This is a genomic window from Microbacterium paludicola, assembly GCF_015235415.1.
GTDB lineage: Bacteria > Actinomycetota > Actinomycetes > Actinomycetales > Microbacteriaceae > Microbacterium > Microbacterium paludicola.
In genome coordinates, this window is the sequence record NZ_JADGLL010000001.1 from 125,264 (window position 1) to 142,744 (window position 17,481).

A 17,481-nucleotide genomic window follows, 5' to 3' on the forward strand; every position below is an offset into this window, starting at 1 on the left:
ATCGTCGCTCAGAAGCCCTGCTCGGCCGTCTGCACGAGCAGTTCGAGACGGTACCCGAGCCAGTCGTAGACGCCATAGCGCGGGTCGTCGGGATCGCGGTCCTCATCGTCGTCGACGATGCCCAGCCGGTCGGCGATCACGAGGCGCACCGCGGCGAGGGTGCGCATCCACGCGCGCAGCTGCGCGGCATCGACGGACACCTCGACCGGGGCGAGCTCATCCTCGTGCTCGATCGCGGCGAGACCGTCCAGCACGACGCGGGCGTCCTCGGCGCGACGACGCAGCAGGTCCGAGCGTGTCAGCGAGCGGAACTCGCGGGAGGCCTCGGCGTCCTCCGGATAGACATCCGGTGTGAGGCGCTCGAGCGCCGGATCCGGGATGGCCGGGCTGCTGCCGACGAGCTCGGCGAACTGTCCGAGCAGCTCGGCGAGATGCGTTGCCTCGATGCGCGTGAGCGTCAGGACGACGTGCTCGCTCATCCGACCGGTGCCTTCCGGACGGTGGCCCAGAGCCCGTAGTCGTGCATCGCCTGGGCGTGCAGCTCCATCTGCTCGCGCGCTCCCTCCGCGACCACCGCGTGGCCGTCGTGATGAACGGCGAGCATCAGCTGCGTCGCGCGGTCGATGCTGTACCCGAAGTACTCGCGGAACACGTGGACGACGTAGCTCATCAGGTTGACCGGGTCGTTCCACACGACGGTCTGCCAGGGGACATCCGGGCGGTGCAGCTCGTCGAGCCGGAGATCCTCACCGAGCTCGGGCAGGGACGTGCTCACGCCCACCCCAGCTCGTGCAGGCGCTCGTCGTCGATCCCGTAGAAGTGCGCGATCTCGTGTACAAGGGTCGTGTGGATCTCGTCGCGCAGGTCGTCCTCCGTCTCGCACTGAGCGAGATGCGGTTCGCGGTACACGATGATGCGGTCCGGCAGCTCACCCATGCCGTAACGGTCGCGCTCGGTCAACGCGAGACCGTCATAGAGGCCGAGGAGATCGAGCGAGCCGTCTTCCGGCCGATCTTCGACGACGAAGACCACGTTGTCCAGGCCCTCGACCATGTCGTCGGGAAGGCGGTCGAGTTCGTCGATGACGAGACGCTCGAACGCATCGGCGTCCATGTCGATCATCGGAACATCCCCGCGGAATCAGTGGGGTGGCTGACGGGGCTTGAACCCGCGACCCCCGCGACCACAACGCGGTGCTCTACCAACTGAGCTACAGCCACCGTGGCCCCCGATCGCTCGGGGACAACCTCTTCATTCTGTCACACTTCTGAGGCGGACGACGACACGACCGACGAGGCGATCGCGCGGGCCGTGTCGCTCGTGGGGCCCGGTTCGGCGACGAAAACCGCACGCCGGTAGTACTCGAGTTCGCGGATCGACTCGAGGATGTCGGCGAGCGCACGGTGGCCGCCGTCCTTCGCCGGGGCGTGGATGTACGCGCGCGGGAACCACCGGCGGGAGAGCTCCTTGACGCTCGAGACGTCGACGCTGCGGTAGTGAAGGTAGGTGTCCACCTGGGGCATGTACTTCGCGAGGAACATGCGGTCGGTGCCGATGGTGTTTCCCGCGAGCGGCGCCTTCCGCTCCTGCGGTGCGAAGCGGCGGATGTACTCGAGCGACAGGCGCTCGGCCTCCTCGAGCGACACACCGCCGTCGAGCTCGTCGAGCAGCCCCGACTTCCGGTGCATCTGCGTCACGAACTCGCCCATGTTGTCGAGTGCTGCCTGCGACGGCTTGATCACGACCTGGAAACCCGGATCCAGGATCCGCAGGTCGAAGTCGGTCACGACGATCGCGATCTCGACCAGCTCGTCGACCGCGAGGTCGAGGCCCGTCATCTCGCAGTCGATCCAGACAAGCCGGTCGTTTTCGGAGGCGCCTACCATTCCTCCAGCCTAACGACGGGGGAGGACAGCGGCGGACGACGATGGTGGTCCCCCAAGTAGGATTCGAACCTACGACCGTTGGATTAGAAGTCCAATGCTCTGTCCAGCTGAGCTATTGGGGGTCGTCAACCAGGGTACTCGGCTCGTCTGCGACACTCTGCGCGCGTAGTCGCGCCGACTTTCGTCGAGCATAGTCGCGGGCATATTCGCGTCGTCGTGTCGCGCAGGGTTCGCACACGCAGCCGCGGCGCCCTTTCGCTCCACCTCCGTGAGGGACGAGCCGGCGACCTCCGACTGGGGGTGGTGGTGGGAGGCTGACGCCCAGATCGAGGAGGTGGCGACGGAAGCCGCCTCGTCGCGCACCCCGCCGGCGGTGGCAGTTCGCGCAGACCACCTCGCACTTGCTGATCTCCTCGGCGATGGCTGCCCACGAGCGTGTCGAACCACCCACCGCGCGACTCACGTCGAATCGCTTGTCGAACCCGGGAAGGTGATCGAAATCGAGCACCACCAGGTCGGCCTCGCCGCAATCGACGCAGGGGTGCTCGCGAAGGTACGCGATCATGCGCTCGAAGTTCAGGTGCCGATGCCGGGCCTGGATGGCATACCGCCTCTCTCTGTCCATGCGCCGACATTAGAACATACCTCCGACATTGGGTGGAGGACTGAGTCGGTCGTTGTCAAGACCTTCCGGGCCGGCGATCTCAGGCGTAGCGTGCCATGCGGACGGAAGGAGTCGATGATGACGACGACGCACGCAGGACGCCTGTACGTGGCCTACGGGCCGGCCGGCGCGGTGGGCACGGTTCGCGAGGTCGACCGTGGGGTTTTCGCGGTCACCATGGCGGGAGCCGACTCGCCAGTGGGTAAGTACGAGGGGCTCGAGGTCGCGAAGAATGCCCTCGTCTCGCACCTGAAGCCCGGATCGGATCGCCCGGAGTTCCGCGAGCACTGAACTGGGGAGCTCCCGCGCCCTGAGGTCGCGAGCGCCGAGTGCGCTCACGCAGGCGCGGGGAGGGCGCGCGGTGCGCGTGCCGTGTCGAGGAAGCGCAGCGCCACATCCACGCACGGCCCGATGAGCAGCGCGAAGGCGAGCGTGCCGATGCCGACCGTGCCGCCGAGCAGCCAGCCGAGGGCGAGGACGGTGAATTCGACCGTGATCCGCGCCCGCCACACGGGCCAGTCGTAACGGCGGTGAAGTCCGGTCATGAGGCCATCTCGAGGGCCGGGGCCGAACTGCGCCCCGATGTACAGGCCGGAGGCGAACCCCACCAGGGCGATGCCGCCGAGGAGACAGGCCACCCGCCAGCCGAGCCCCTCCACGGGTGGCATCAGGTCGAGCGTGATCTGCATCGCGGTGCCGACGAGCAGGATGTTCAGCACCGTCCCGACGCCGGGCCGCTGGCGCAAGGGGATCCAGAGGAGCAGCACGACCGCGCCGAGCAGATTGGCGACCCAGCCGATGCCGATGCCGGTGTGCAGCGAGATGCCCTCGGCGAGCACTGTCCACGGGTCGAGACCCAGGCCGGCCTCGACCGTCAGGGCGACGCCGGCGCCGTACAGCGGCAGGCCCAGGAGGAGTTGGATGATGCGGCGGGTCATAGCGATCGATCTTCCGTGAGCGGGTGGCGGTCGGGCACGCGCAGGGGATCCGTCGGGATCGCGCGGTGTCCGTCGCGGGCGACCTCTCGCAGCGTCGCCGCCACGGCGAGCGTCGAGAGCAGGCCGATCGCGACGAGGAGGGCGAGAAGGGTGGGCATGTTGAGAAGTCCACACCCGGATTGGCCACTTGTGAAGAGTCCAATATGGCTAGAGTGGATCCATGGTTGACTCCCGACTCTCCGCTCGTGCGCTCGACGCTCTTCTCGGACCATGGCGCACGCGCGAGCCGGCCTACGAGGCGCTCGCAGACGCGATCCGGCTGCTCTGTCTCGACAACCGGATCGCTCCGGGCACCGCCCTGCCCGCCGAGCGTGAGCTCGCCGCGCGGCTCGGTCTGAGCCGCACAACCGTGGCGGCCGCGTACCGCAGCCTGCGCGGCTCGGGACACATCGAGAGCGTGCGCGGCTCCGGCAGCATCACGCGCCCGCTCGGGCGGCGCGACCTCGGACGTGTGGCGGGCGACGAGGGGTCGATCGACCTGCAGCAGGCGAGCCCCGCCTCGTGGCCCGGGCTTGCGGCCGTGTACGCGGATGCGGCGGCGGACGCACCCTCGGTGGTCGCGCGCGCCGGCTACGACGTCTCGGGGCGGCGGGGGCTGCGCGAGGCGATCGCGCGGCGATACACGGAACGCGGCCTTCCCACCGAAGCCGCGCAGATCATGGTGACGAACGGCGCCCAGAGCGCCATCTCCCTGCTCGCGACGCTGCTCGTCGCGCGGGGCGACCGTGTGCTTCTCGAGACCCCCACCTACCCGCACGCGGCGGAGGCCTTCGCGCGGCAGGGTGCGCGCCTGGTCGGCGTCCCGGTCGCAGTGGGCGCCGGCTGGGATCTCGAACGCGCCGAGCACGCGATTCTGCGGTCACGGCCGACCGCGCTGTATCTCATGCCCGATTTCCACAACCCGACCGGTGAGTCGATGCCCGTTGAGACCCGGGTGCGGATCGCCGACCTCGCACGCTCCGTCGGTGCGATCGTGATCGTGGACGAGACGACGGCGGAGCTGGGCCTCGACCGCGTCATCTCGCCCGCGCCGTTCGCCACGGTGGGCGGCGGCGACGGGGTGATCACGCTCGGCTCGCTCGGAAAGACGGTCTGGGGCGGGTTGCGCATCGGCTGGATCCGGGCGGACATCGACATGATCCGGCGCCTCACTGCGGCGCGGCCGAGCACGGATCTGGGAACGCCGGAGTTCGAACAGGCGGTTGCCGAGCGGCTCATGCCGGCGATGCCGGAGATCCTTGCCCAGCGATCCGAGCTGCTGCGCGCGGGACGCGACGCCGCGGTCACGGCGCTGCGGCGCGACATCCCGGAGTGGGACGTGCCCGATGTCGGCGGCGGGGTCGCACTGTGGGTCGGGATCGGCGCGCCCCGGAGCTCGGCGTTGACCCTCGCGGCGCGCCGGCGAGGGCTGCTCCTGTCTGCGGGGCCGAGGTTCTCCATCGGTGGCGGTCACGAACGCCACATCCGGGTGCCGTTCACGGCGCCGGCGCCGGTGATCGAACGGGCGGCACTGCTGCTCGTCGAAGCGTGGCACGACGTCGCGGACATGGCGTTCGAACCCGGCGAGACGACGCCGCTCGACGCGGTCGTGTAGCCGATCAGGCCCGGAGGCTGGCGACCGCCTCGTCGGCCGACCAGAACTCGCCCACCTCGATGAAACGGTTGGTCGCGAGGTGCAGCCTCTCGGCGCGGAAGCGCATCCCGAGCGGGTGCTCGAGACGGCGGAGGTGCCCGATCACGCGGCCTTCACGCGTCGTGACACGCCACAGCGCGGCACCGGCGCGGACGAGGGTCTCGCGCCCGCGGATCTGCGGTGCGGCGATCGGGATCTCGGGAACGACTGCGGCCTGACCGGTGTTGTGCATGAAGGCTCCTCTCCGCCCCCGACGCTAGGAGGGGCCACCGACATCCGCGCCGCGCGGTCCGGGCGGCGATCCGGCGTAGCGTGGAGCACGTGCCGCGGAAGCGGCGAGAGGAGTACGACATGGAGACCTACGTTCTGGCAGGCGGCTGCTTCTGGTGTCTGGATGCGGCGTACCGCGCCCTGCGAGGCGTGGAGAGCGTCGTGTCCGGCTACACGGGCGGCACCACGCCGAACCCGACCTACGAGCAGGTCTGCACCGGCGCGACGGGGCACGCCGAGGCGGTGAAGGTGACGTTCGATCCGGAGGTGATCCCGTCCGACGTGATCCTCGACGCGTTCTTCACGATGCACGACCCGCGCCAGCTCAACCACCAGGGTGCCGACACCGGCACGCAGTACCGCTCGGCGATGTTCCCCGCCGATGACGCGCAGCGGGAGGTCTTCGAGAAGGCCCGCGAGCGCGCCTCCGAGATCTGGGACGCCCCGCTCGGCGAGACCGAGGGCACGATCGTGACGACGATGGAGCCGCTGCGCAGCTACTACGACGCCGAGGACTACCACCAGGACTTCTTCGCGAAGAACCCGAATCAGGGGTACTGCCTGGCGGTCGCGGTGCCGAAGGTGAACAAGGTGCGTGCGCGCTTCGCGGAGTTCGTCGCCTGACGGCAGACTCGTCCACAGCAGCCGGAATCGCCCCCATCCCTCCCGGATGGGGGCGATTCGCGTCTGGCGGGTGCGGATCGCGCCATCCTCGTCGCGAGGCCGAACGGCGGCCGGCCGGGCGACCGGCAAGCGAAGGAGGACGGACATGACCGACATCATCACCATCACGGGCAACATCGCCACACCGCCGGAGCACAAGGTGCTGCCGAGCGGAATCCCCGTCACCCGGTTCCGGGTGGCCAGCGGCACCCGCAAGTTCGACCGGGACGCGAACCGCTGGGTCGATGGCCCCACCAACTGGTACAGCGTCTCGGCGTACCGCACCCTGGCGGACAACGCGCGGAACTCGCTCCAGAAGGGCGAACGCGTCATCGTGACCGGTCGGCTGCGCCTGCGCGCGTGGGAGAACGATGGAAAGAAGGGCATGGAGGCCGAGATCGACGCCGACGCGCTCGGGCACGACCTCCTCTTCGGCACGAGCACCTACCGGCGCACCTCGACGCGCACGCCGTCGGCGCAGGACGAGCCGCCGGCCGACGGCGTTCAGGAGGCATGGGCGCTCCCCGGTGCATCGGCCGACGGTGAGCCCTCCTGGCCGAAGGCGGATGTGCCGACCCAGCCGGCACCCGAAGCGGAGCGCATCTCGGAGCTGGCCGACAGCGCACCGTTCTGAGCGGCGCGCGGCGGGCGAGCAGGCGGGCAAGGATCCCGGGGCGCACGTGCGGGCGCCGTAGACTCGAGCGCGTGAGCCTGCGACGCGACCCGCGATCGACCCGTCGGCGCGTCATGTCGGCGGCCCTCGCGGTCGCCGTCGCGACGGTCCTCGCCGGATGCGACGCCGGTGCCGAGACTCCGCAGCCCAGCGTGTCGGCACCCGCCGCTTCCGCGCCGACGGCATCGGCCACCGCCACGCCCTCGGCTCCGGCCGAGCCCGTGCTGGTGCCCGAGGGATCCGCCGACGACAATCTGCCGTTCTTCACCGCCGTGACCGAGGAGGTCTGGGCGTCGGATCGGCGCGCGGAGGGCCGGGCGTACATCGACGCGCTCGTCGAGGCCGGCTTCGACAAGGCGACGATGCAGGTGACGCAGGACTACAGCACCGTCGGCAATCCCGCCGAGTCGATGCAGTTCTCGGTGCTCTGGCAGGAGGAGTGCCTCGTCGGGCAGGTCGGGCCCGATATCGGCGAGGCCATCACGCGTGTGCTTCCGGCCCTCCAGGGCGGAACGGTCTGTCTGCTCGGGGAGACCCGCCCGATCGACTGGTAGGCACCCGAGCCTCGGCTCATCGACCCGTGCGATCGCGGCCCGGCGCCCTAGACTGGGAGCCAAATGGCTGAATACATCTATTCAATGGTGCGCGCCCGCAAGGCGGTCGGCGACAAGCTCATCCTCGATGACGTGACGATGGCGTTCCTCCCCGGGGCGAAGATCGGCATGGTCGGCCCCAACGGTGCCGGAAAGTCGACGATCCTCAAGATCATGGCGGGTCTCGACACGCCGTCGAACGGCGAGGCGAAGCTCTCGCCGGGCTTCAGCGTCGGCATCCTCATGCAGGAGCCCGAGCTCGACGAGTCGAAGACCGTGCTGGAGAACATCCAGGACGGCATCGCGATCAAGGCGAAGGTCGACAGGTTCAACGAGATCTCGGCGCTCATGGCCGAGCCCGACGCCGACTTCGACGCGCTGCTGGCCGAGATGGGCACGCTCCAGGAGGAGATCGACGCTGCCGACGGCTGGGACCTCGACTCGCAGCTCGAGCAGGCGATGGACGCGCTCCGCACGCCCCCGGCCGACGCGGCGATCGCGCCGCTGTCGGGCGGTGAGAAGCGCCGCGTGGCACTTGCGAAGCTGCTGCTCCAGAAGCCCGATCTGCTGCTCCTCGACGAGCCCACCAACCACCTCGACGCCGAGAGCGTGCTCTGGCTCGAGCAGCACCTGCAGGCGTACAAGGGCGCGGTCATCGCCGTGACCCACGACCGGTACTTCCTCGACCACGTCGCGCAGTGGATCGCCGAGGTCGACCGTGGCCGTCTCTACCCCTATGAGGGCAACTACTCGACCTACCTCGAGAAGAAGGCCGAGCGCCTCGACGTCCAGGGCAAGAAGGACGCGAAGCTCGCCAAGCGTCTGAAGGACGAGCTCGAGTGGGTGCGCAGCAGCGCGAAGGGCCGCCAGACGAAGTCGAAGGCGCGTCTCGCCCGCTACGAGGAGATGGCGGCGGAGGCCGAGCGCACCAGGAAGCTGGACTTCGAGGAGATCCAGATCCCGGCCGGTCCGCGCCTCGGCAGCATCGTCATCGACGCGAAGAAGTTGAAGAAGGGCTTCGACGGCCGCACGCTGATCGAGAACCTGAGCTTCAACCTCCCGCCGAACGGCATCGTCGGCATCATCGGCCCCAACGGCGTCGGCAAGACCACGCTGTTCAAGACGATCGTCGGCATCGAGCCGCTCGACGGCGGCGATCTGAAGATCGGCGAGACCGTCAAGATCAGCTACGTCGACCAGACGCGTGCGAACATCGACCCGGAGAAGACGCTGTGGGAGGTCGTCTCCGACGGCCTGGACATCATCACGGTCGGCAAGACCGAGATCCCCTCGCGCGCCTACGTGTCGAAGTTCGGCTTCAAGGGGCCGGACCAGCAGAAGAAGGCCGGCGTGCTCTCGGGTGGTGAGCGTAACCGTCTGAACCTCGCACTCACGCTGAAGGAGGGCGGCAACCTGCTCCTCCTCGACGAGCCCACGAACGACCTGGATGTCGAGACGCTGAGCTCGCTCGAGAACGCGCTGCTCGACTTCCCCGGCTGCGCCGTGGTCATCACCCACGATCGGTGGTTCCTCGACCGCGTCGCGACGCACATCCTCGCCTACGAGGGCACGGACGAGGACCCGGCGAAGTGGTACTGGTTCGAGGGCAACTTCGAGTCGTACGAGGCGAACAAGATCGAGCGCCTCGGCCCCGACGCCGCGCGTCCGCACCGCACCACGCACCGCAAGCTCACGCGCGACTGAGCCCACCCACGAAGAAGGCCGCCCCGATCGGGGCGGCCTTCTTCGTGCGCGTGAGGATCAGCTGGTGAGCGAGTCCACGTAGTCCTGGTTCTCCTCGGCCCACTGCTCGACGACGGGGCCCCAGTCGTCGGCGCCCTCGTTCTCGTTGAACATGAAGTTCTCGAGATCCGAGAGGGTCTCGGTGTCCATCGTGAAGCCGCTGAGCCACTCGGCGACCTCGGGGAAGTCGTCGGCGAAGCCGGTGCGGCCGTACGAGCTGAGTGTCTCCGCGTCGCCGAGCGTGCCCTCCGGGTCCTCGAGGTTCTTCAGCGGGAAGGCGCTGTACGCCCAATGCGGCTCCCACAGCGTCACGACGATGTTCTCGCCCGCGTCGGTCGCCGCCTGCAGCTCGGCCAGCATCGCGGGGGTCGACGAGGTCTGGAAGTCCATGCCCTCGAGGCCGTAGGTCGGGATGGTGCTGTCCTGCACGGCAGCCGTGAGGCCCGCACCGGGCTCGATGCCGACGATCGTGTTGCCGAACTCGTCCGCCGCGCCGGCCAGCTCCGTGAGCGAGTCGATCGGGGCGTCCTCGTTCACGGCGACCGTGAGCTTGGAATCGTCGTTCCACGTGCCGAGCTTCTCGATCGAGTCGCCGTACTGCGCGAGGTACTCCTTGTGCGTGACGGGCTCCCACACGTCGGTGGTGAAGTCGTAGTCGCCGTCGGCGAGACCCTGGAAGACGGGCGCCGCGTCGACGTACTCGAGCGTCACGTCGTAGCCCTGCCGCTCGAGCGCGACCTTCCACAGCTCGGAGGTGGCGATGCCCTCCTCCCAGCCGTTGAAGACGGCGACCGTGAGTTCGCCCTTCGACTCCTCGCCGCCGGCACCCGCGCCTGCGACGTCCTCGGCCGAGGCGACGCAGCCGGTCAGGCCGAGGGCGCCGACGGCCAGGAGGCCAGTCAGTGTCATAAAACGCTTGGTCATGCTGTGATTCCTTTCTCGAGCCGGAGAATCTCCCCGGCCGGATGCATCGGCTGAGCTCCGATGCCACGTCGCTCCTCGTCGGGGCGGCGCAGGTCTGTGTGTCAGGCGGTCGCCGCGACCGGTTCGGGCGCGGGCGCCCCGGCCGGGAGGGGCTGCCGCCCGCGACGGCGCTGGGCCCGTTCGCGGATCCAGGCGAAGACGCCCATCCGCTTGCCGAACGCACCCGTGAGGCGATCCAGAACGATCGCGATGATGACGACCGAGATGCCGGCCTCGGCGCCGAGCGCCGTGTCGAGCGTGCCGAGGCTCTGGACGATGTCGCTGCCGAGGCCGCCCGCGCCCACCATGCCGGCGATGACCACCATCGACAGGGCGAGCATGATCACCTGGTTGACGCCCGCCATGATGGTCGGCAGGGCGAGGGGCAGCTGGATCTGGCGCAGGATGCGTCCGGGCGAGGAGCCGAACGCGTGCCCGGCCTCCACGACCTCGCTGTCCACGCCGCGGATGCCGAGCTCTGTCATGCGCACGCCCGGGGCGAGCGCGAAGATGATCGTCGCCACGATGCCGGGGGCCACGCCCACGCGCAGCAGCACGAGCGCGGGGATCAGCCACACGAACGCGGGCATGGTCTGCAGGAAGTCCAGGATCGGCCGCATCACGCGCGAGACCCCGTCGCTCCTGGCCGCCAGGATGCCGAGGGGGATCGAGATGAGCAGGGCCCAGAACGTCGCGACGATGACGAGCGACAGCGTCGCCATGGCGTTGTCCCATTGCGCGACGCTCGCGATGAGCAGCAGGCCGGCGGTCGTGCCGGCCGCGAAGACCCAGCCGCGCGCGAGCAGCGCGATCACGGCGAAGAGCACGATGATCAGGGACATGCCGGTGACGGCGAGCTGTCCGGGGACGATCCAGAAGTAGTCGGCGCCCAGCACGCCGTACAGCACGTCGTACATGCCCTTGAACACAGTGCGGAGCACCGCGAACAGACCGGACGCGTTGGCGACCAGCCACGAGACGACGCCTTCGGCGATGTCGCCGATCGGGAGGCGGATCATGCCGTCCATCAGCGCACCTCCACCTTCTCGTCGGCCTGGCCCTCCGTGGCGGCGAGCACCTCGTCGATCACGGCGGTGGGCACGGGCTCACTGGGCAGCATGATCTCCTCCGTGGCGGACGGGCCGGGGCCCAGGGCCGCGAGCAGCGTGACACGGGGGACGACGCCGACGAGGCGGCCGTCGGCGTCGAGCACGGCAAGCGGCAAGGGCGACTCGACGGCAGGGACGAACACGTCCATCAGCACGTCGGTGTCGCGCACCGTGGCGGGGGCCGGCGTGACGATCGACGACAGCGATCGCTCGCCCCGGCGCACCAGCTTGATGGCGTCGCGGTCGGTGACCATACCGAGCAGCCGGCGGTCCTGGTCGACGACGTAGGCGGCCGACAGGAACGGCTCGCGCATCGCGCGCAGGGCGACGCGGGGCCCGTCGTGCAGGTCGACGACGGGGCGCGGGCGCTCCATGACGTTGCCCGCGGTCAGCACACGCGCGCGGTCCACGTCCTGCACGAACTGCTCCACGTAGTCGTTCGCGGGGTCGGTCAGGATGTCCTCGGGCGTGCCGATCTGCACGATCCGGCCGTCACGCATCACCGCGATGCGGTCGCCGAGCAGCATCGCCTCGTTCAGATCGTGCGTGATGAACACGATGGTCTTGCCGAGCTTCTGCTGCAGCTCCAGCAGCTGATCCTGCATCTCGCGCCGGATCAGCGGGTCCAGCGCGCTGAACGCCTCGTCCATGAGCAGGATGTCGGTGTCGGCGGCCAGCGCACGGGCGATGCCCACGCGCTGCTTCATGCCTCCCGACAGCTGCGAAGGCAACTTGTCGCCCCAGCCGCCGAGACCGACGAGCTCGAGGACCTCCTGCGCGCGGCGCAGGCGCTCGGCGCGGCCGACGCCCTTGATCTCCAGCGGGTACGCGACGTTCGCCGCGACGGTCCGGTGGGGTAGCAGGGCGAAGTGCTGGAACACCATGGACACGCGGTCCTGGCGGATCCGGCGCAGCCGCTTGGCAGGCGCGCCGGTGAGGGCGTCGCCGCCCACCTCGATCGTGCCGGAGCTTGTCTCGAGCAGGCCGTTGAGCATGCGGATCAGGGTCGACTTGCCCGAGCCGGACAGTCCCATCACCACGAAGATCTCGCCGCGATGCACCTCGAACGAGGCATCGATCACGGCGGCGGTGGTGCCGGGGTCCAGTTCGTGGCGGGGGGTGCCGGAGCCCAGGCGCTCGACGGCTTCGGCGGGGCGACGCCCGAACACCTTGTACAGGTTCCGGGCTCTCAGGGCGGTGGAGCGGTCGTTGTCGGTCACGTTCTCCTCTGCCGGGCGACACGACGGATGTCGGTCGATCGGTGATCGGTCACGGTCCGGGCAGACGATGGAGCGACGCAGCGGCGCCGCACACGCGGCCGCCGGTTCGGCGGCGATCGTCGGCCATACGAATGCCATTCGGGCTGGCACGCGCGGTCCTGGGCGGGTCGCGAGCCCGGATCGTGTCGGACGCGTCGCCCGGGCTCCCTCGGCCTCCACCGGGGCGCACAGCGCGCTGTCCCGGGAGGGCCACGCCTAGGCTAGCAACGCCTCGCGAGCAGGGGAGACTCCCGATCAGCGGCAGTGGACGTCGGCTGGGCCGCGTCATTCCGCGGCTCTGGGTGCGATCCGCGAGTGGAATCGGCGCGGCCTCACCGTTACCTGATCGTGACCATTGCGGGGCCTGAGCGCATCCCGACGACGAGAGAGAGCACCGCATGACCCGCGTCCACATCCCGATCCATCGTCGCTGGGGCGACCTCGACGCCCTCGGGCACGTGAACAACACCTCGATGCTGAAACTCCTGGAGGAAGCGCGCCTGCGCGCGTTCTGGAGGTCCGCGGACCCCCAGGATCAGGCGCCGACTGCGGTCTTCGACGCCAGCGTGCTCGAGGGCGGGGGAGCGGTCGCCACCCTCATCGCTCGGCAGGAGATCGAGTACCTCGCTCCCGTGCCGTACGAGCACAAGCCGCTCGACGTGCAGATCTGGCTCGGCCGGATCGGCGGGGCGAGCGCCGAGGTCTGCTACGAGGTCTACAGCCCGTTCGGGAGCGATCCTCAGGTCTGCTACGCGCGGGCATCCGCGGTGGTCGTGCTCGTCGACACCGCGACCGGGCGTCCGACGCGGCTCTCGGACGAGGTCCGGGAGACGTGGGCGCCGTACGTCGAGGAGCCGATCAGCTTCGCGCGTCGCTGAGCGATCCCACAGCCTGAGGCGCCCGACGGCGCCACGGATGGGGGAGACTGGAGGACGGCCTTCTCGCCGGACAGGGAGCCTGATGCACACCACCTCGACCACGCCCTCCGCGTTCGCGCGCGACGCGTACCCGTACCTGCGCAGCAACGCCGAACGGACCTATCTCGACTCGGCGGCGACCTCGCAGCGCCCCGATGCGGTGCTCGAGGCGGAGGACGTCTTCGCTCGCACGCAGTACGCCGCGGTCCACCGCGGCTCGAGCATGGCGACCGGCGAGGCGACCTGGGCGTTCGAGGGAGCACGCGAGACCATCGCGGGGTTCGTGGGAGCCGGCGACCGCGAGATCGTGTTCACCGAGAACGCCACCGACGCCCTGAACGTGATCGCGCTCGGCCTGTCGGACGCCGCGACCTTCGGTGCTCCCGACCTCGCCTTCGGACCTGGCGACGAGATCGTCATCACGGAGGCCGAGCACCACGCGAACCTCATCCCGTGGCAGCGTCTCGCGCGCCGCACCGGAGCCACGCTGCGGGTCGTGCCGGTGGACGAGAGCGGCCTCTGGACCATCGACGACCTCACCGCCGTCGTGACCGAGCGGACGCGCCTCATCGCCTTCGCTCACGTCTCGAACGTCACCGGATACATCGCCCCGGTCGCCGACGTCGTGCAGGTCGCGCGTCAGGCCGGCGCGCTGACGGTGCTGGATGCGTGCCAGTCGGCCCCGCACCTGTCGCTCGACCTCGGTGCGCTCGGCGTCGACTTCGCCGCGTTCTCGTCGCACAAGATGCTGGGCCCGACCGGCGTCGGCGCGCTGTACGGCCGCGCCGAGCTGCTCGACCAGCTGCCGCCCGCGCGCACCGGCGGGTCGACGATCACCACGGTCACGCTCCAGGACGCCGAGTTCCTGCCGTCGCCACAGCGCTTCGAGGCCGGCACGCAGCCCGTGACCCAGGCTGTCGGCTTCGGCGCCGCGGCCGCATACCTGTCGGCCATCGGCATGGACCGCGTCCGCGCGCACGAGGCCGAGATGGCCGGCCTGCTCGTCGATGCCGTGCGGGCGGTCCCCGGGACGCGGCTCTTCGGGCCGCCCGCGGGCGCCGAACGCGCCGGCCTCGTCAGCTTCGTCGTCGACGGGGTCCACTCCCACGACGTCGGTCAGTTCCTGGATGACCGCGGCATCACCGTGCGCACGGGACACCACTGCGCCCAGCCGCTTCACCGCAGGCTCGGCGTCGCCGCCACGACGCGGGCAAGCGCGTACGTCTACACGACAGCGGACGACGTCGCCCGCTTCGGCGCGGCCCTCGCCGAGGTGCGCGCGTTCTTCGGAGCCGACCGATGAGCGCCGAGCTGGAGGAGCTGTACCGCGAGGTCATCCTCGATCACTCCCGCAACCCGCAGGGGAAGGGCGATCCGACAACCGCCGCCCACACCCACCATGAGCTCAACCCGTCGTGCGGCGACGAGATCACCATGGGCGTCACGGTGGGCGAGGACGGCCGGATCACCCGGCTCGTCTGGGACGGTCAGGGCTGCAGCATCTCGATGGCCTCCGCCTCGGTGATGGCCGACATGCTCGCCGAGGCGTCGAAGGCCGAGGCGCTGGAGCGGATCGAGGAGTTCCGCACGATGCTGCGCTCCCGCGGCGCGGGCGAGCCGCCGGAGTCGCTCGAGGACGCCGCCGCCTTCCAGGGCGTCGCGAAGTACGTGATGCGCATCAAGTGCGCGATGCTCGGCTGGGTCGCCCTGGAGGCCTGCCTGAACCAGACGGCGTAACGGGCGCGTCACTCCTCCCGCGGCACAAGACCACGCAGGATGGCCGCGTGGCGCAGCAGGAACGCGCGCTCGTCGAGCTTCTTCCGGCGCAGCCAGCCGGTGACCTCCGCGTTGTGCTTGCTCGCGTTGCACGACGCGCAGGCCGGGACGACGTTCTCGAGCGTGTAGCGACCCCCACGCGAGATCGGCAGGATGCAGTCGCGTTGGAGCGCGGGCCCGTCGGCGCCGCAGTACGCGCATCCCGCCCACGCCTCCAGCAGCTGCTGCCACTGATCGGCGCTGAGGTCGTTGTCCACCCGCGCAAGTCTGCGCTGCCGCCGCTTCGCATAGCGCGAGCGAGCCGCGGGGGACAGGCGAGCGGACGAGAGATCGCGGCGGGGCATGGGCCGAGACTACGCGCCGGGGACGCGGAGCATGATCTGCGCCGCACCGTCGCGATCTTCGCCCTCGGTGCATCCGCCGATCGCGCTCAGCGTCCGCAGGCTCCCGCGAGCCAAGAGGCGGCGCGGCTCGGCGCCTCGCCGCGATCGGTCACCTCGTCCGGAGCGATCCGACGGTCGTAGACACGGCCGTCCCGGTCTACCATCCGGGAAGTCGTGAGCACCAGCTTCGCGCCGTCGTCGAGCTCGTGCGTGACGTTGCCAGTCGGCACGCCTGCCGTCCGCACCCCGAATACGCGGGTGTCGGCGCGCCCCGCGAAGCCGACGCGCACCGCCTCGGCCGCACTCGCGGTGCCCGCATCGGTGAGCACGGCGACCGGTCCGCTCCAGCGGTACGCCGTCCCCGACGCCAGCACGTCGCCGCCGGGCAGGATGAGGTCGCCGTCACCGACGGCGGTCACCTCCTCGCCGCCCTCGGGTTCCCGCAGCAGGACGGCCGGCCCGTCCGGCAACAGGGGCGCGACGGCCGCGAGCATCGGGTACATGTTGCCGCCCACGTTGCCGCGCAGATCGACGATCCAGCCGCAGTCCACGGCGGCACCGCCCAGCTCCGTGAGCGCGGCGTCCCGATAAGCGCGCACGAGGTCGTCGTCACCGCTGTTGAAGGCCGGCAGCGTCAGGGTCCCGATGCCGTCGCTCGCGGCCACGGTCGGGGTCTCCAGCTCATCGGCGCGGGTTTCGCTCGCTTCCGCTTCATCCGGATCGAGGAACACCGAGTGCGCCCCTCCGGCGAGTCTCGCGAGGGACCGCAGTGTGTCGTAGGTCTCGGTGATGTCGTCCGCCGCCTCGATCCGCGCCTCCGCACGCTGCTTCGCGTCCGACCAGCCGTCGCCTGTGGCGAAGAGCCCGTCGTCCATCAGCGCGATCGCGTGCTCGGCATACGCCTGAGCTTCGGGTGACGGCTGCGCCGCGCATCCCGTCAGGACCGCCGCGAGGGCGGACAGGGCGACGAGACGGCGGCGCATGGGCCGAGACTACGCGCCGGGGACGCGCAGCATGATCTCCTGATTGACCGTGGCGAGCAGGCGACCGTCGCGCGAGAAGAGGTTTCCCTGCGCCAGCCCGCGGCCGCCGCGCGCGCTCGGCGACTCCTGGACGTAGAGCATCCACTCGTCCGCGCGGCCGAAGCGGTGCCACCAGATGGCGTGATCGAGGCTGGCGGTGCGGATGCCCGGCGTCGACCACGGCACGCCGTGCGCGCGCAGCACCGATTCCTGGATGGTGAAGTCGGTCAGGTAGGCGAGCGCGGCGCGGTGAAGCACCGGATCGTCGCCGATCGGGCGGCGCAGGCGGGTCCACACCGCCTGACGCGGCTCGGGCTTGTCGACCGACAGGTAGATGTCCGACCCGACGTGGCGCACCTCGATCGGGTTCATCCGGATCAGCAGCGACGCCTCGGGCCGGTCGTGGACGAGATCGGACGGCCCATGGAGCTCCTCCGGACCGGGGACGTCGGGCATCGACACCTGGTGCTCGAAGCCCGGGTCGTCGTCCTGGAACGAGGCGATGCCGGAGAAGATCGGCTCGCCCTCCTGGAATGCCTGGATGCGGCGGCGCGAGAACGAGCGGCCGTCGTGGATGCGGTCGACCGAGAAAGTCAGCGGCTTGGCGATGTCGCCGGGGCGCAGGAAGTACCCATGGAGCGAGTGGGGCGCGCGGTCGGGCGGCAGCGTCCGCGAGGCGGCGACCACCGACTGGCCGAGCACCTGACCGCCGAAGACGCGGCCACCCGGCATCGGGTGGGACGAGGCGGTGAAGATGTCTTCGCTCGTGCGGGCGCCGGTCTCTCCGATGGCGAGCACCCCCAGCAGGACGTCGATCGGATCGGCGGATGCGGGGGCGTCGGTCATCCGTCCAGTCTAGATTCGCGCGAGGCGCCATCCGGTGTCGCTTGGCGTCCACTCACAACCGCGTCGCGCCCGCGGCGACCTAG

At 70.1% G+C, this 17,481-nt stretch carries 22 protein-coding genes and 2 tRNA genes; 9 read left to right on the plus strand and 15 right to left on the minus strand.

Annotated elements, in window-relative coordinates:
• Window positions 1–8: 8 nt before the first annotated feature.
• From IR155_RS00615 to IR155_RS00640, 6 genes are all read right to left on the minus strand, one after another.
• On the minus strand, window positions 9–479 hold the full coding sequence (locus IR155_RS00615; protein ID WP_228066453.1) for a DUF2017 family protein: 471 nt from the start codon (window positions 477–479) through the stop codon (window positions 9–11).
• On the minus strand, window positions 476–775 hold the full coding sequence (clpS, locus tag IR155_RS00620) for an ATP-dependent Clp protease adapter ClpS (protein ID WP_409366527.1): 300 nt from the start codon (window positions 773–775) through the stop codon (window positions 476–478). The genes IR155_RS00615 and clpS overlap by 4 nt, the downstream gene beginning before the upstream one ends.
• Entirely contained in the window at window positions 772–1,122 is a 351-nt protein-coding gene (locus tag IR155_RS00625) for a metallopeptidase family protein (RefSeq protein ID WP_135112124.1), read from the minus strand. Before IR155_RS00625 ends, clpS begins: the two co-directional genes overlap by 4 nt.
• Before the next feature lie 22 nt (window positions 1,123–1,144).
• Window positions 1,145–1,220 (minus strand) — tRNA-His (locus tag IR155_RS00630).
• A gap of 39 nt (window positions 1,221–1,259) precedes the next feature.
• The gene (gene orn, locus IR155_RS00635) at window positions 1,260–1,886 is read right to left on the minus strand and encodes an oligoribonuclease (RefSeq protein ID WP_135112126.1); all 627 of its coding nucleotides are present in this window, start codon (window positions 1,884–1,886) and stop codon (window positions 1,260–1,262) included.
• 45 nt (window positions 1,887–1,931) lie between these two features.
• A tRNA-Arg gene (locus IR155_RS00640) sits at window positions 1,932–2,008 on the minus strand.
• Window positions 2,009–2,154: 146 nt separating this feature from the next.
• On the opposite strand from IR155_RS00640, the gene IR155_RS15835 reads away from it, so the two are divergent.
• The gene (locus tag IR155_RS15835) at window positions 2,155–2,841 is read left to right on the plus strand and encodes a hypothetical protein (protein WP_228066454.1); all 687 of its coding nucleotides are present in this window, start codon (window positions 2,155–2,157) and stop codon (window positions 2,839–2,841) included.
• A 44-nt stretch (window positions 2,842–2,885) separates the two neighbouring features.
• Here IR155_RS15835 and yczE read toward each other — a convergent pair whose 3' ends face one another.
• Together yczE and IR155_RS00655 are read right to left on the minus strand one after the other, a co-directional pair.
• On the minus strand, window positions 2,886–3,488 hold the full coding sequence (gene yczE, locus IR155_RS00650; protein ID WP_135112128.1) for a membrane protein YczE: 603 nt from the start codon (window positions 3,486–3,488) through the stop codon (window positions 2,886–2,888).
• Entirely contained in the window at window positions 3,485–3,646 is a 162-nt protein-coding gene (locus IR155_RS00655) for a hypothetical protein (protein WP_167760676.1), read from the minus strand. The genes yczE and IR155_RS00655 overlap by 4 nt, the downstream gene beginning before the upstream one ends.
• Window positions 3,647–3,708: 62 nt before the next feature.
• Here IR155_RS00655 and yczR point away from each other — a divergent pair, with 62 nt between their 5' ends.
• Window positions 3,709–5,142 carry a MocR-like transcription factor YczR gene (gene yczR, locus IR155_RS00660; protein ID WP_135112130.1) on the plus strand — a complete coding sequence of 478 codons (1,434 nt, stop codon included), beginning with the start codon at window positions 3,709–3,711 and terminating at the stop codon, window positions 5,140–5,142.
• Window positions 5,143–5,146: 4 nt separating this feature from the next.
• Here the strand turns inward: yczR and IR155_RS00665 are convergent, their stop codons facing one another.
• Window positions 5,147–5,413, minus strand: coding sequence for a hypothetical protein (locus IR155_RS00665; protein ID WP_135112132.1), 267 nt, complete (start codon window positions 5,411–5,413; stop codon window positions 5,147–5,149).
• A gap of 119 nt (window positions 5,414–5,532) precedes the next feature.
• On the opposite strand from IR155_RS00665, the gene msrA reads away from it, so the two are divergent.
• From msrA to ettA, 4 genes are all read left to right on the plus strand, one after another.
• On the plus strand, window positions 5,533–6,075 hold the full coding sequence (msrA, locus tag IR155_RS00670) for a peptide-methionine (S)-S-oxide reductase MsrA (protein WP_135112134.1): 543 nt from the start codon (window positions 5,533–5,535) through the stop codon (window positions 6,073–6,075).
• Between the two features lie 145 nt (window positions 6,076–6,220).
• The gene (gene ssb / locus IR155_RS00675; protein ID WP_167760677.1) at window positions 6,221–6,748 is read left to right on the plus strand and encodes a single-stranded DNA-binding protein; all 528 of its coding nucleotides are present in this window, start codon (window positions 6,221–6,223) and stop codon (window positions 6,746–6,748) included.
• Between the two features lie 71 nt (window positions 6,749–6,819).
• Window positions 6,820–7,341, plus strand: a complete 522-nt coding sequence (locus IR155_RS00680; RefSeq protein WP_233441048.1) for a DUF6993 domain-containing protein — start codon at window positions 6,820–6,822, stop codon at window positions 7,339–7,341.
• A 63-nt stretch (window positions 7,342–7,404) separates the two neighbouring features.
• The gene (gene ettA / locus IR155_RS00685; RefSeq protein WP_135112139.1) at window positions 7,405–9,084 is read left to right on the plus strand and encodes an energy-dependent translational throttle protein EttA; all 1,680 of its coding nucleotides are present in this window, start codon (window positions 7,405–7,407) and stop codon (window positions 9,082–9,084) included.
• 57 nt (window positions 9,085–9,141) lie between these two features.
• Here the strand turns inward: ettA and IR155_RS00690 are convergent, their stop codons facing one another.
• The 3 genes from IR155_RS00690 to IR155_RS00700 form a co-directional block, all read right to left on the minus strand.
• On the minus strand, window positions 9,142–10,047 hold the full coding sequence (locus IR155_RS00690) for a glycine betaine ABC transporter substrate-binding protein (protein ID WP_135112141.1): 906 nt from the start codon (window positions 10,045–10,047) through the stop codon (window positions 9,142–9,144).
• A 101-nt stretch (window positions 10,048–10,148) separates the two neighbouring features.
• Window positions 10,149–11,114 carry an ABC transporter permease gene (locus IR155_RS00695; protein WP_135112143.1) on the minus strand — a complete coding sequence of 322 codons (966 nt, stop codon included), beginning with the start codon at window positions 11,112–11,114 and terminating at the stop codon, window positions 10,149–10,151.
• Entirely contained in the window at window positions 11,114–12,415 is a 1,302-nt protein-coding gene (locus IR155_RS00700; protein ID WP_233441049.1) for a quaternary amine ABC transporter ATP-binding protein, read from the minus strand. The genes IR155_RS00695 and IR155_RS00700 overlap by 1 nt, the downstream gene beginning before the upstream one ends.
• Before the next feature lie 437 nt (window positions 12,416–12,852).
• Between IR155_RS00700 and IR155_RS00705 the strand changes: the two genes are divergently transcribed.
• From IR155_RS00705 to sufU, 3 genes are all read left to right on the plus strand, one after another.
• Window positions 12,853–13,332 carry an acyl-CoA thioesterase gene (locus IR155_RS00705; RefSeq protein WP_135112147.1) on the plus strand — a complete coding sequence of 160 codons (480 nt, stop codon included), beginning with the start codon at window positions 12,853–12,855 and terminating at the stop codon, window positions 13,330–13,332.
• A gap of 82 nt (window positions 13,333–13,414) precedes the next feature.
• Window positions 13,415–14,674 (plus strand): aminotransferase class V-fold PLP-dependent enzyme, encoded by a 1,260-nt coding sequence (locus IR155_RS00710; protein WP_135112149.1) that lies wholly within the window; start codon window positions 13,415–13,417, stop codon window positions 14,672–14,674.
• A complete protein-coding gene (gene sufU / locus IR155_RS00715) occupies window positions 14,671–15,108 on the plus strand; it encodes a Fe-S cluster assembly sulfur transfer protein SufU (RefSeq protein ID WP_135112151.1) in 438 nt (145 codons plus the stop codon). Before IR155_RS00710 ends, sufU begins: the two co-directional genes overlap by 4 nt.
• 8 nt (window positions 15,109–15,116) lie before the next feature.
• Here sufU and IR155_RS00720 read toward each other — a convergent pair whose 3' ends face one another.
• The 3 genes from IR155_RS00720 to IR155_RS00730 form a co-directional block, all read right to left on the minus strand.
• The gene (locus IR155_RS00720) at window positions 15,117–15,404 is read right to left on the minus strand and encodes an HNH endonuclease (RefSeq protein WP_322783502.1); all 288 of its coding nucleotides are present in this window, start codon (window positions 15,402–15,404) and stop codon (window positions 15,117–15,119) included.
• A gap of 173 nt (window positions 15,405–15,577) precedes the next feature.
• Entirely contained in the window at window positions 15,578–16,513 is a 936-nt protein-coding gene (locus IR155_RS00725; RefSeq protein ID WP_135112153.1) for a S41 family peptidase, read from the minus strand.
• Between the two features lie 9 nt (window positions 16,514–16,522).
• Window positions 16,523–17,398 (minus strand): acyl-CoA thioesterase, encoded by an 876-nt coding sequence (locus IR155_RS00730; RefSeq protein ID WP_135112155.1) that lies wholly within the window; start codon window positions 17,396–17,398, stop codon window positions 16,523–16,525.
• Between the last annotated feature and the right edge of the window lie 83 nt (window positions 17,399–17,481).